Here is a 13,738-nt window from a genome sequence, read left to right on the forward strand (position 1 = left end):
AGACTTAATTGTAACCGCTAACGAACCGGAGGCGCTGTTTTTGATGTCAATATGATGGCGCCTTAGAACCAGCACAACATAATAATTAAAACGAAAAACGATAACTAAACAGTCATAAAGCTCGCGGACCTTACAAGGGGAAAACGCGACAACGCATGACGGTTGCCCGAACAAATTATTTAAGACTGATTAGCAAGTTTTGACTTGTTAAGCCTGCGCTCAAGCGCGGACAAACAGTTAATTTAAACGCAGTTGGAGAGCAGCATGAACAAACGAAAGATGATAGGCGCGCACTCGGCACTGGCCTTGCTGGCGCTGGCGGTTTCGCAGGTGTACGCAGCTGACGCTACCGTGCAGCAAGGCCGTGAAGATCGCGCCGAAAAAGCCGCGCAAAAAACCCTGGCCAAGATGACCATGGAAGAAAAGCTGGCCTATATCGGCGGCACGGGCGGCTGGGACGTGAAGCCACTGACCAACTACGGCGTCCCGCAGATTCATGGTGCGGATGGCGGTGTTGGCGTGCGTTACACCAGCGAAGGCAACGATCAGGGTGTTGTCTACCCGTCCGGCCCTAACCTGGCAGCTACCTTCAACCCGCGTCGTGCCATCGACCTGGGTCGCGCGCTGGGCTACGACACCGCCACCGGCGGCTACCAGTTCATCACTGGCCCGGGCGTCAACCTGTACCGCATGCCGTACGGCGGCCGTGCCTTCGAATACCTCTCCGGTGAAGATCCGTTCCTGGGCGCCAGCCTGGCACCGGGCGTCATCAACGGTATCCAGTCTCGTGGTGTCTGGGCCAACGCCAAGCACTACGCGGCCAACGATCAGGAAAGCAACCGCTTCAATCTTGATCAGAAGATGAGCGAGCGCGTTCTGCGCGAAATGTCGCTGCCTGCGTTCGAATCGTCGTCGAAAAACGGCAACGTTGCGATGATGATGTGCGCCTTCCAGAAAGTGAACGGTGAGTTTGCCTGCGAAAGCGAGCACCTGATTGCTCAGATCCTGAAGAAGGAATGGGGCTACAAGGGCTTTGTTCAGAGCGACTACAACGCTGTTGTTCACGGTTTCAACGCTGCCCGCGCCGGTACCGATCTGGACATGATGGGCTACCAGATGAACAGCTCCGTGCTGAAGCCGCATCTGGACGCCGGCGACCTGAGCGCTGCGACCATCGATGACAAGGTCCGCCGTATCCTCAAGCAGATCTACCTGTACAAGTTCGACAGCAAAGCGCCGTTGACCACGCACAACATGAACAGCTCGACCAGCAACAAGGTTGCTCTGAACGCTGCTCGTGAAGGTATCGTGCTGCTGAAAAACCAGGACAATCTGCTGCCGCTGGACAAGCAGAAGGTCAAGAAAATCGCCGTCGTCGGCACCCTGGCCAAGTACTCGCCTCCTACCGGTTTCGGTAGCGCCAACGTCATGGCCAGCCATTACGTCAGCGAATTGAGCGGTCTGCAGCAAATCGCGCCTAACGCCAAGGTCGACTTCATCGAAGGCCTGTCTCTGGACCCAAGCACCAGCGCCTGGACCACCACCGACACAACTGGCAACGACGTTCAAGGCATGAAGGTCGAGTACTTCAGCAACGCCGACTGGTCCGGTGATGCAGCCGTCACCCGTACCGAGAAGCACGTTGATCTGGACTGGGCCAACGACAAGAACCTGCCGTTCGAAAGCAACACCTCGACGTCCGATCCGTACACCACCAAAGGTTCTACCGCTGGCGAGCTGAACGGCGACACGTCGTCGACATCGATTCGCTACACCGGCAAGGTCACCCCGACCCAGAGCGGCGAGCAGGTGTTCAAGGTTCGTGCTGACGGTGCTGTGCGCCTGTGGGTCAACGGCAAGAAAATCATCGACAACGGTGACGGCAAGCCGCTTCCGGGCAACAGCATTCCGCCAACCATTCCAGAGTTCGCCAAGATCAGCCTGGAAGCTGGCCAGTCTTACGATGTGAAGCTTGAGTACTCGCGTCGTGCAGGCTACCTGTCGACCATGGGTGGTCTGGTCGGTGTGCAGTTGAGCTCTGCTTCGCTGAACGCGCCTCAGGATCTTTCCGGCTATGACGCCGTTGTGGTTGCCGTCGGTAACAGCAACGAATACGAAGGTGAAGGTTTCGACCACAGCTTCGATCTGCCTGAGTTCCAGAACGAACTGATCCAGAACATCGCCAAGGTCAACCCGAACACCGTGGTGACCATGTACGGCGGTACCGGCCTGAAGATGAGCGACTGGATCGAACAGGTTCCGGTAGCACTGCACGCCTTCTACCCGGGTCAGAACGGTGGTCAGGCCCTGGCCGAGATCCTGTTCGGCAAGGTCAACCCGTCGGGCAAGCTGCCGATCAGTATCGAACGCAACATCGAAGACAACCCGGCTTACGCTTCCTTCCCGAAATTCGACAATCAGAACACTCTGACTGACATGGATTACAAGGATGACCTGCTGCTGGGTTATCGCGGATACGAGAAGAAGGGCATCAAGCCGCTCTACCCGTTCGGTTACGGTCTGTCGTACACCACGTTTGGCTACAGCAACATCAAGGTCACGCCGGGCGTCGCGGTCGGCAATACGCCGATCAAGGTGTCGTTCGACCTGAGCAACACCGGCAAGGTCGGTGGTTCGGAAGTCGCTCAGCTGTACGTGGGCCAGCAGAACCCGAAAGTCGAGCGTCCGATCAAGGAACTTAAAGGCTACAAGAAGGTGTTCCTCAAGCCGGGTGAAAGCAAGCGTGTGACCATCGAGCTGAATGACCGCTCGCTGGCCTACTTCGACGAGAAGAGCAAGCAGTGGGTGGTCGATGCCGACACCTTCAACATCTCGCTCGGTTCGTCCTCGCAGGACATCCGCCTGAACGCCAAGCTGGTCAACTCGTTCCGTCAGGAACTGTCGACCACCACCAGCAACCCGCTGCCACGCTCCGCTCTGAACTCGGTTCTGGTCGAGAAACCACCGGTCAAGACCGGCGGTGTATTCAAGCAGACCGTTGAGTAAGCATTAGCTGACTGAAGGGTAAACGGACAAATAAAGGCTCAGGGACGAGCCCTTACCGCTGCATCGACCTGCGCAATGTAGGCATCGAAACACTCGACCAGATCCACCTGATCGGGAAAGCGTAACCACTGAATCTGCAAGCCATCCATCATGGCCAGAATCTGCTGGATCACCTTCGACAAATCCACATCCGCCCGTACCTCCCCGCGCTCTACCAACGCCGAGAACTGTTTAAGCAGGTGCGCGTGAATGCGCTCATAACGGGTCTGGAACCATTCAAAGGCTGGCTGGCTTTCCAGCAGGCTCTCGGCATTCAGAATCGAGAAGGCCCGCACCACGCCCGGCGCGGTGGAGTTGGAACGATTGATGGCGCGCAGGCCATTGAGCAGGCCGGTCAAGGTATTTTCAGTGCGGACTTCGGCAGCGATTCGAGCATTGACCTCGTCACGCCGATCCAGCACGCCCATCAACAGGGAGATCTTGCTAGGAAAATGGTGCAGCAATCCAGCGACGGAAATGCCGACGATGGCCGCGACCTTGGCGACCGATGCGCCGGTATAGCCCTCAAGCGAGAATAGCTGCAAGGCCGCATCCAGCAATTCTTCGCGACGCTTCTCGCCCTTGGGCGCACGCCGCTGCCGGGTTGCAACCATGCCCGTTTCCGTGGGGTCATGCCGAGTCATATCAGGCTCCTTTTTAACAGCCGCGTACCCTACCCATTCAGACCGCCGCTGGCAACGCTATTGAGCCAGAATTGTCGGACAATTCAACGAGCCGTCGCCCAGTGCGCGCTGCATCAGCACAGTGTCTACCCAGCGGCCGTGCTTGAAGCCGACCGACTCGAATACTCCGACGCGGCGAAAACCGAGACGTTCATGCAAACGCAACGAGGCGATGTTCTCGCTGTTGCCAATCACCGCAATCATTTGCCGCCAGCCGCCCGATTCGCAGCGCTGCACCAACGCACTGAGCAACGACTGGCCAATCCCCTGCCCGCCCAGCCCGTCCCGCACATACACGAATCCTCGACGGTGAAGCGATAGCCGGGGCGCGGTCGATAGGGCGTGACATACCCATAGCCAAGGATTTCCCCCGCGCGTTCGGCGACCAGATACGGCAGCCCTTTGGCAAGCACCAGAGCACGGCGGTGCAGCAACTCGCTCAGGTCGGGCGGTTCCAGCTCGAAACTGGAAATCCCGTGCAGCACGTGGTCAGCGTAAATCGCCTGTACGGCGGGCATGTCGTCGTCGCGTGCGTCGCGCAGGTCAAAGGGTGAGGTCATGTCCGGGCTCTGTTCGGCTGTCGGTGAATGATCGCAATCATGCCGCCGTCCGCGCCATTAAAAAAGCTATGATCTTTCATCCTTAGCATAAGAATTACTTTGCCATGCGTCGGCTGAATCTCAACCACCTGCACACATTTTCGTTGGTCATCGCCCACGGCAGTTTCTCGGCGGCCGCGGAGCGCCTGCATCTGACCCAACCTGCCGTCAGCCTGCACGTGCGACAGCTGGAGGATCAGCTGAACCTGCAACTGATCGAGCGTGTCGGCAAGCGCCTCAAACCTACGTCGGCTGGCCACACCCTGCTGGAGCATATCGCGCGCATCGATGCGGTGGTCGAGGATGCCCTGCAGGATCTGGCCAGCCATGCCAGCGGCGTCGCCGGAAAAATCGCCATCGGTACTGGCGCCACTGCCTGCATTCATCTGTTGCCGCCCATGCTGCAGGCTTTACGTCGCAGCTTCCCCGAGCTCGATGTGCGAGTCAGCACCGGCAACACCGATGGCATTCTCAAGGCAGTCGAAGAGAACCGCCTGGACCTGGCACTGGTCACCCTGCCCGCCTCGGGTCGCAGTCTGCACATCACGCCCTTGCTTGAGGACGGGTTCGTGGCCATCTTCGCCAAGGGCCAACAGACGCCGCCTGCCTGCATGAAGCCCGAGCACCTCAGCGCGCTGCCGCTGGTGGTGTTCGAAGAGGGAAGCAGCACGCGCCTGCTGATTAATGAATGGTTTTTGCGGGCGGGAATTCGCGTCAAGCCGGTGATGGCGCTGGGCAGTATCGAAGCGATCAAGGAAATGGTCGCGGCCGGTCTGGGCTATAGCATTGTGCCGCGCATGGCAGTCAGCGCCGCCCATCATCGTCGCGGGCTGGAGGTGCGCGCACTGACGCCGGGGCTGAGCCGTAAGCTGGGCATCGTGTTGCGCCAGGACAAACCGATAAGCAGAGCGCTGCGCCAGGTGCTGGATGCAGTGCAGCACCTGAAAGAGTCATAAAGACGGCTCACGATAGACGCCTGACTTCGCTGATAAGCTATAACAGCAGTGCACTGCGCTGGGTAAGCTCAGCCCGGCAGTTGCATCGGCAGCGATTCAAGTTGTACGATGACTGCCCACTGATCAACACACTGATGCTGGCTTGCGTTGAGCAGACTCCATCAAGAACACCCGCAAAGCAACTCGGCAACCCATATAAAGGAGCGCACGGTCCGTACCCTTTCGGCACCCGCCTCCAACTTCAAACAACAGGAGATACCGATGCCTAACATTCTCGGCCAGAACTTCATCGCAGGCGGCCGCAGTGCCCTCGGCCAAAGCCTGCAGAAGAGCCTGGATGCCACCACCGGTGAAGAACTGCCTTACAGCTTTCACCAGGCCACCGATGGCGAAATCGACGCTGCTGCGCTGGCAGCCAAAGCTGCATTTCCTGAGTTTCGTCAACTGAGCCCGACTCGTCGTGCTGACTTCCTCGACGCCATCGCCGATGAACTGGACCAGCTGGGTGACGATTTCGTCGCCATCGTCTGCCAGGAAACCGCCCTGCCTCAGGCACGCATCCAGGGTGAGCGCGGTCGCACCAGCGGCCAGATGCGCCTGTTTTCCAAAGTTCTGCGACGCGGTGACTTCGTCGGTGCGCGCATTGACCTCGCACTGCCGGACCGCAAACCGCTGCCGCGCGTCGACCTGCGCCAATACCGCATCGGTGTCGGCCCGGTAGCAGTGTTCGGCGCCAGCAACTTCCCGTTGGCGTTTTCCACTGCCGGTGGTGACACGGCGGCTGCACTGGCAGCCGGTTGCCCGGTGGTTTTCAAAGCGCACAGCGGTCACATGGCGACTGCCGATCTGGTGGCGAGCGCCATCATCCGCGCAGCTGAACGCACGCAGATGCCAAAAGGCGTGTTCAACATGATCTTCGGCAACGGCGTCGGCGAGGGTCTGGTCAAGCACCCGGCCATTCAGGCAGTGGGCTTTACCGGTTCGCTGAACGGCGGCAACGCCTTGTGCAAAATGGCGGCCGAGCGTCCACAACCGATTCCAGTGTTTGCCGAGATGTCGAGCATCAACCCGGTGGTGTTGCTGCCGGGCGCTTTGCAGGCACGTGGCGAAACCGTGGCCAAGGAACTCGCGGGCTCGGTGGTAATGGGTGCCGGTCAGTTCTGCACCAATCCAGGCGTGGTCATCGGCCTGCGCTCACCTGCGTTCTCGACATTCGTCGAGCACCTGACCGAACAGATGGGCAGTCAGGCTCCGCAAACCATGCTCAACGCAGGCGGTTTGCGCAGCTACAGCAAAGGTGTCGAGCATCTGCTGTCGCACCCTGGCGTTACCCATCTGGCTGGCAAGCCGCAGGAAGGCAAGCAGGCTCAGGCGCAACTGTTCAAGGCGGACGTCAGCCTGCTGCTCAAGGGTGATCAGCTGTTGCAGGAAGAAGTCTTTGGCCCGACCACGCTGATCATTGAGGTTGCTGATGACGCACAGCTCAACGAGGCATTGCAAGCCCTGCGCGGCCAGTTGACGGCCACCGTGATCGGCGAGCCGGCGGACTTGAGCCAGTACAGCTGGCTGCAACCGATTCTGGAAGAAAAAGTCGGTCGCATCCTGTTCAACGGCTACCCGACCGGCGTCGAGGTGTGCGAAGCCATGGTTCACGGCGGCCCGTACCCGGCGACCTCGGATGCGCGCGGTACGTCGGTCGGCACCCTGGCCATCGATCGCTTCCTGCGCCCGGTCTGCTACCAGAACCTGGCAGACAGCCAGTTGCCACCTGCCTTGCAGAACGCCAACCCGCTGGGCCTGCGTCGCCTGGTCAACGGCGAGTGGAGCGATCAGCCTGTCGTGTAACGGCTGACCTGTAGCACCTGAAACGAAAAGCGGCGCCACCTGTTGAGGGTGGCGCCTTTTTTTTTGTAAAAAAAGCACGGTAACCTGAACGTAAAATATTTCTGATTTTGTGCGTACCGTCGCGTGAATCAGACCGGTTACCCCCCTTGGCCAAGGCACCATAGAAGTGCAATTCACAGGCTGTTCATAAATTAACCACACAGCTGTAAGCCACGTGTAACAAGGGTTTCAAAAAGTTACCCACAGACATACCCACGATTTCCGTGGACAACTTTTCAGCGATTCCGGAACTTAAAAACCCTGAGCAGTGCAAGCGTAAATTTTTTGGCGAGCGTAGATACCTGCACCACGCAGTGCGACTGAGCGTTGACATATGCTTAGGCCGGGTTGACTGTTGATTTGAAACGTACATCCCCCTGAAATGGTGGCTTTTTTCGAGGTGCACAGCAGATGGAACAGCGTTGCAAGGTCGCCGTGCTTGGCCTGGGTGCCATGGGTGCAGCCACTGTCTATCAACTGGCCAAAGCCGGAGTCGATGTCATAGGCGTTGATCGGCATGATCCGCCGCATACGCTTGGCTCCAGTCATGGCGATACGCGCATCACGCGCCTGTCAGTGGGCGAAGGCTCGCAATACCTGCCGCTGGTGCGCAGTTCGCACGGTATCTGGCGCGAGCTGGAAGCGCTGACCGGAGAGTCGCTGTTCGAGCAATGCGGCGTGCTGGTGATGACCTCCAGCCCGGCTTACGACCCTGAGGACAGCGACGACTTCACCCACCAGACCATCGCACTGGCCCGCGCCTATGGCGTTGAACACGAGGTGCTGAATGCAGCAGCCATTCGTGAACGCTTTCCGCAGTTCTCTCCCGTGCGGGACAACGCCATCGGCTATTTTGAACCGGAGGGTGGTTTTGTCCGGCCAGAGCGCTGCATCGCTGCGCAACTGAAACTGGCCAGGCAACACGGCGCGCGACTGCTGACCGATGAAACGGTCGTGCAGTTGCAAAACCATGGCGAACAGGTGCAGATCATCACCGACAGACGCTCGATCATCGCCGATAAAGTGGTGGTCAGCGCAGGCATGTGGTCGTCGGAGCTGCTGGGCGCACCGTTCAGCGACTTGCTCAGGGTCTGTCGCCAAAAGCTGTTCTGGTTCGAGCTGCAGGAGGATGCGGTCTTTGCTCCGGCCTCGCCCAGCTTTATCCTGAGTCACGGGCCGGGCGAGGTTGACGTCAGTTACGGCTTCCCGCCCCTCCCGGGCGAAAACAGCATGAAAATCGCCACCGAACAGTACAAGGACGCCTCAACGCCAAGCACATTGAATCGCACCATCACGGCAGAAGAGCAACAGGACATGTTCCGGACTCAGGTGCAGGGAAAGATCGCCGGTCTCAAGCCGAAGGTGGTCAAGTCATCGGTGTGTGCCTACACCGTCACACCGGATTACCACTTCATCATTGACGAGCACCCACAGCTGAAAAACGTGACGGTGGTCTCAGCCTGCTCCGGGCATGGTTTCAAGCATTCGGCAGGGCTCGGGCTGGCGCTGGCGCAACGCTGTATGCATGGCAAGAGCGAGGCAGACCTTTCAGCCTTCTCGCTGCAACGCTTCACCAGGCAGGCTTGATCAGCGCACCACCACAAAAGCCTCGTCAATCCGCGCCAGGTCGGTGTCGCGCAAGGTGCCCGCGTAGTAATGCAACTTGATCCAGGCCATCAAGTAGTCATAGCGGGTCTTTGCCAGGTCGCGCCGGGTGCTGTAAAGCTGCTGCTCGGCGTTGAGCGCATCCAGGTTGACGCGTTCACCACCAAGAATGCTCTGCCGTGTCGATTCGACCAGAGCTTGCGCCGAAACCAGCGCTTTCTGATAGGCACGCAGCTTGCTCACGCCGGATGCGCAGGCATTGAACTGGCGCCGCACCTCGATCAGGGTTTCGCGAGTCTTGCCCTCCAGCTCGTACTCAGCCTGATCACGCTTGCTGTTGGCCTGACGCACCGAAGCGCTAGTGCCACCCCCGGCATACAACGGCAAGCTGAGCTCGATACCGACGGTGTTGGTGTCGTACCGCTGGTTGTAGGTATTGCCGCTGTCGGACTCATTCTGGCGAATGCTCGCATAGGCGTTGACCGTCGGCAGATGACCGGCGCGATTGCGCTCTACCTCATAGCGCGCCACTTCCAGTGACTGACGCTGCGACGCCAGAATCGGACTGTTAGCCATAGCCAGCGCATGCCATTCGGTGTAACTGGAAGGTGCCAGTACCAGCGCCTGAAAGCTGTCTTTCAGCGGCTCCAGCTGAGCCACTTCAATGCCCGGTTCGCCCAGTAAAGCGCCGAGCTCACGCAAGGCAGCGTCCTGTTCGTCTGTGGCTTCGATCTGCTCGGCAATCGCCAGCTCGTTGCGCGATTCCGCTTCGAGAATATCGGTGCGCGTACCCTCGCCCTGCTGAAACATCTGCCGGTTCTGCGCGAACTGGCGTTCGAAGGCCTGCTGTTTGGCGCGAGCAATGTTGATCTGGTCCTGCGCAAATAGCGCTTGGGTGTACAGCGTCAGGACCCGTACCAGCAATTCCTGACTTTTGCTGCGAAAGGTCTCGTCGGCAAACAGCGCCTGAGCCAGGCCCTTGCGGTAATTGGCGTAGGCCTCGTAGTCGATCAGCGGCTGCTGGATCGTCAGGCTGGAACCAAAACTGTTGTAATGGCGATGGTCAGTGGTGTCTTCACGGGCGCCCTTGACGGTGGCCTTGGAATCGTTACGCCCTTTGTTGTAGCTGTACGACACACGGGGCAACAAGCCGGCTCGCCCGATCACGCGATTTTCCAGACCCGCATCGCGCTCCTTGATTGCGCCCAGGTAAGTCGGATCGTTGCGCAGCGCCAGCTCATAGACCTCGAACGGACCCATGGCATGACTTGCGGGAACCACAGCCAGCAGCCCACCCAACAGGCTGGCCGTCAGCAAAGCGGCTTTCAGCGGATAACCAGACATCCTATTCCTCCGTCAACGCGGAGCCGGCACGGTCCAGCAAAGGTTTGAACAGATAATTGAGCAGCGAGCGTTCGCCCGTGCGCACAAACATTTCAGCGGGCATGCCCGGCTTGATTACCAGACCGTTGAGTTTTTCCAGCGCTGCATCGCCGACCGAGGTGCGCAATACGTAATACGGCTGGCCGGTTTTTTCGTCCTGCATCTGGTCGGCGGAGATCAGACTCACCTCACCCGACACTCTCGGGGTACGACTCTGGTTGAATGCCGTGAACAGAATATCCACCGGCAGGTGGCTGGCGACCTTGTCGATCAACTGCACCGGCAAACGCCCTTCAACTTCCAGCCGCGTACCTTGCGGGACGATTTCCAGCAGCGTTTCACCCGCACGCACCACCGCGCCTTCGGTGTGCACGCCCAGGTTGACGGCAATGCCATCGGCAGGCGCCAGAATGGCACTGTGTTGCAGGCTGAAACCGGCCGATGCCAGTTGCTGCTCAAGCGTGAGCGCCTTGACCTGCGCATCGGCCCATTGGCTGCGCACCTCTTTCTGGTACTCCTCGCGCTGCTGTTGCAGGCGCAGCCGCGACTCGACGATGGACTGCTCGATTCGTCCGGTTTCGCCTGCGTTCTGCGCAAGATCCTGCTGCACCTGAGACAACTGACGCTGAAACTCCAGCAGCCGGTTGCTCGGGATGAAACCGTTTTGCGCCAGAGGTTGCAGATTGCTCAATTGCTGGCGCAACGAGTCAGCCTGGGCTTGCAGATCCAGACGTGCGCGGCGCATGCCCTTCAGTTGCAGCCCGGCACCTTCGATACTCGCCTGCAAGCCCGACTGCTCACGTGCCAGCGCCTGTCGACGACTGCTGAACAATTGCCGCTGCCCTTCCAGCACCAGCGCCAATCGTGGATCAGGGTCTTGCCCTTGCCCGGCGGCGATCAGCTCTGCAGGGAAGTTGATCTCATTCAGGTTGTCTCGCTCGCTCTGCCAGCGGGCCAGGCTTGCCCAGGCCATCCGGTATTGAGCACGCAACGATTGCACATCGGCCTCAACCTGCGTCTGATCGAGGCGAAACAGCGGCTGGCCTTCTTTTACCAACTGGCCTTCGCTGACCAGAATTTTGCTGACCACGCCGCCATCCAGCGACTGCACCGCTTTGCGTTTGCCCGAGACCACCACCGTCCCTTGCACGGCAATGCCCTGATCCAGCGGTGCCAGACTGGCCCAGAGAAAGAAGCTGCCCGCCCCTGCCAGCATCAGAATCCAGCCGGCGCGGACGAAGAATTGCACCCCGCGCTCCTTGCCCGGCACGGCGTAATGATTGTCGAGAGAGCGGCTCATACGTCGGACTGCCTGTTCTGGGAGCCGTACTGGCGGCTCATGGAAATTCCGGACGGTGCCGAGCGGGGTTGCGGTTGCGCGGTGGCCTGTGCCGGGGATGTCTGGCCCGACAGAGCCTGCAGGACCTGAGCCGTTGGCCCAAAAGCCTGCATACGGCCTTCGCTCAATACCAGTAGCCGATCGGTCTGATTCAATGAAAGCGTACGGTGGGTAACCAGTACCACCGTGCAACCCCGGGCCTTGAGTTCACCTATTGCCTGAGTCAGGGCCGCTTCGCCAGCCGCATCCAGGTTTGAGTTGGGTTCATCGAGCACCACCAGCCTGGGCTCGCCGTACAGCGCACGAGCCAATGCAACGCGCTGTTTCTGACCGCCTGACAAACCGCCACCGTCATCACTCAGCCGCGTGTCATAGCCTTGCGGCAGACGCAGAATCAGCTCATGCACACCTGCCAGCTGCGCAGCAGCAACCACCGCGCTCGCATCGTCCTCGCGGAAGCGGGCGATATTCTCGGCCACGGTGCCACCGAACAGTTCTATGTCTTGCGGCAAATAACCGATATAGGGGCCTAGCGCCTCGCGGTCCCAGCGGTGCATGTCAGCCCCGTCCAGCCGGACCGTGCCGCACAGCACCGGCCATACGCCGACCAGCACCCGCGCGAGGGTCGATTTGCCGGAGCCGGAAGCGCCCAGCACGCCGAGCACTTCTCCGGCCTGCAGTTGAAAACTCACGTGCTGCACAGTGGGCGAGGTTCTGCCCGGGGGCGCGGCGCTGACCTGCTCCGCAGTGATCTGGCCGCGTGGTGCCGGCAACGGCATGCGCGGCGCGGGTTCGGCGTAAGTCTTGAGCAACTGGTCAAGGCGGCCATACGCCAGACGTGCAGAACTCCACTGTTTCCAGACCGCAATCAACTGGTCGATGGGGCTGAGAACCCGGCCCATCAGGATTGAACCAGCAATCATCATCCCCGCCGTCATGTCGCCACGGATCACCAGCAGCGCGCCGAGGCCCAGTACCAGCGATTGCAGACACAGGCGCAACGCCTTGCTGATCGAACTGATGACCGCGCCGGTGTCGCTGGCGCGGTTCTGCAACGCAAGAAAACGCCCGTGCACAGTGAACCAGCGACGTCGTAACGCCTCCAGCATGCCCATGGCCTGAATGGCTTCGGCCTGTTGCAGATGGCGAGTCGCCAATTGCGCAGACTGCTGCGAATAACCACTGGCCTCAGCCAGCGGTTTGCGGGTCAGCCATTCATTCAGGCAGGCCAGCGCTACCAGCAACACCGTGCCGACACTGGCCAGCACGCCCAGCCATGGATCGAAAAGAAAAATCACCGCCAGATAAACGGGAAACCAGGGTGCGTCGAAAAACGCAAACAACGCAGGGCCGGTAAGGAACTGGCGAATAAAGGTCAGATCGCCCAGCGCTTGTCCGGCCTGACGCTGCCCGGCATGCAGGTTGCTCTCGAACGCCGCCTGATAGACGCGTAGATTGAAACGCCGCTCCAACTCGCTGCCAATGCGGATCACTACGAAACTGCGAATCATCTCCAGCAGGCCGATAAAGGCAAAAAACCCCACCACCATCAGGGTAAGCATGGCCAATGTGGTCTGGTTCTGCGAGGTCAATACGCGGTCATACACCTGCAACATGTAAATCGACGGGGCGAGCATCAACACGTTGATCAGCGCGGTAAAACAACCGACACCGATCAACGCGCTCTTGTAATCCGCCAGCGCTTTATAAAGCGGCGGCTGGGCGCTACGGGGCAACGCACTCATGGTTCTTCCTTGATGGCCGCACCTGCGACCGAGTGACAACCTGGGATATTTATCGGATAGCGTGCGGACATCGCCTACTCGGCAAGCCGTTCCAGCATCAATACCTGACCGCTGGGCAGCCGCGCTTCATAACGCTGTTGTCCCATATGGTTGAGATGGATAAGACGATTGCCATCCTTACCGGTAAAGGCCAATCCATCGGGGGTTGGAAACCAGCCGGTGGGCGTTTCGTGCAACCATTTTGCTGCGCAGGCCGGATCGCCGCCCAGCTGCGGTGTATCGGTGTTGAGACGCAGCTCGCAGGAATTAGCGCTCTGCGCCTGGAGAAATAAGCGCCACTTGCCGCTGAGTTCAGCGGGGCTCGGCAGTTTCAGACTCATGGCCATGCTTGCTCCAGAAATACCCACCAGCAGCGCTAGAGCAGCCGGAGCGATTTTTAAAAAATGGTTGATTCTCATAAGTGTCAGATCAGGGTGTTCCAGATCATGGGCGAATCAAA

9 protein-coding genes and 1 pseudogene are annotated in these 13,738 nt (G+C 59.5%); 4 read left to right on the forward strand and 6 right to left on the reverse strand.

Annotation, left to right across the window (positions count from 1 at the left end; all coding sequences use genetic code 11):
• Nucleotides 1-264 precede the first annotated feature (264 nt).
• Nucleotides 265-3,006, forward strand: a complete 2,742-nt coding sequence (locus tag I9H07_RS13710; protein WP_024674001.1) for a beta-glucosidase — start codon at nt 265-267, stop codon at nt 3,004-3,006.
• A 38-nt stretch (nt 3,007-3,044) separates the two neighbouring features.
• Here the strand turns inward: I9H07_RS13710 and I9H07_RS13715 are convergent, their stop codons facing one another.
• The gene (locus tag I9H07_RS13715; protein ID WP_236425171.1) at nt 3,045-3,689 is read right to left on the reverse strand and encodes a TetR/AcrR family transcriptional regulator; all 645 of its coding nucleotides are present in this window, start codon (nt 3,687-3,689) and stop codon (nt 3,045-3,047) included.
• Nucleotides 3,690-3,746: 57 nt separating this feature from the next.
• Nucleotides 3,747-4,288 (reverse strand): annotated as a pseudogene (locus I9H07_RS13720) (GNAT family N-acetyltransferase).
• A 104-nt stretch (nt 4,289-4,392) separates the two neighbouring features.
• Here I9H07_RS13720 and I9H07_RS13725 point away from each other — a divergent pair.
• The 3 genes from I9H07_RS13725 (at nt 4,393) to solA (ending at nt 8,754) form a co-directional block, all read left to right on the forward strand.
• The gene (locus I9H07_RS13725) at nt 4,393-5,283 is read left to right on the forward strand and encodes a LysR family transcriptional regulator (protein ID WP_236425170.1); all 891 of its coding nucleotides are present in this window, start codon (nt 4,393-4,395) and stop codon (nt 5,281-5,283) included.
• A gap of 261 nt (nt 5,284-5,544) precedes the next feature.
• Nucleotides 5,545-7,128 (forward strand): aldehyde dehydrogenase (NADP(+)), encoded by a 1,584-nt coding sequence (locus tag I9H07_RS13730; RefSeq protein ID WP_024674005.1) that lies wholly within the window; start codon nt 5,545-5,547, stop codon nt 7,126-7,128.
• A gap of 450 nt (nt 7,129-7,578) precedes the next feature.
• Nucleotides 7,579-8,754, forward strand: coding sequence for an N-methyl-L-tryptophan oxidase (gene solA, locus I9H07_RS13735; RefSeq protein WP_236425169.1), 1,176 nt, complete (start codon nt 7,579-7,581; stop codon nt 8,752-8,754).
• Here the strand turns inward: solA and I9H07_RS13740 are convergent, their stop codons facing one another.
• The 4 genes from I9H07_RS13740 to I9H07_RS13755 form a co-directional block, all read right to left on the reverse strand.
• The gene (locus I9H07_RS13740) at nt 8,755-10,116 is read right to left on the reverse strand and encodes a TolC family outer membrane protein (protein ID WP_024674007.1); all 1,362 of its coding nucleotides are present in this window, start codon (nt 10,114-10,116) and stop codon (nt 8,755-8,757) included.
• Nucleotide 10,117: 1 nt separating this feature from the next.
• On the reverse strand, nt 10,118-11,455 hold the full coding sequence (locus tag I9H07_RS13745; protein ID WP_058390883.1) for an HlyD family type I secretion periplasmic adaptor subunit: 1,338 nt from the start codon (nt 11,453-11,455) through the stop codon (nt 10,118-10,120).
• Nucleotides 11,452-13,239: a type I secretion system permease/ATPase gene (locus tag I9H07_RS13750; RefSeq protein WP_236425293.1), complete on the reverse strand. Its 1,788-nt coding sequence runs from the start codon at nt 13,237-13,239 to the stop codon at nt 11,452-11,454. Before I9H07_RS13750 ends, I9H07_RS13745 begins: the two co-directional genes overlap by 4 nt.
• Nucleotides 13,240-13,313: 74 nt before the next feature.
• Nucleotides 13,314-13,697 carry a protease inhibitor Inh/omp19 family protein gene (locus I9H07_RS13755; protein ID WP_236425292.1) on the reverse strand — a complete coding sequence of 128 codons (384 nt, stop codon included), beginning with the start codon at nt 13,695-13,697 and terminating at the stop codon, nt 13,314-13,316.
• Nucleotides 13,698-13,738: the final 41 nt, after the last annotated feature.

Origin of the sequence: Pseudomonas syringae (genome assembly GCF_023278085.1) — a bacterium.
GTDB classification, from domain to species: domain Bacteria; phylum Pseudomonadota; class Gammaproteobacteria; order Pseudomonadales; family Pseudomonadaceae; genus Aquipseudomonas; species Aquipseudomonas syringae_Q.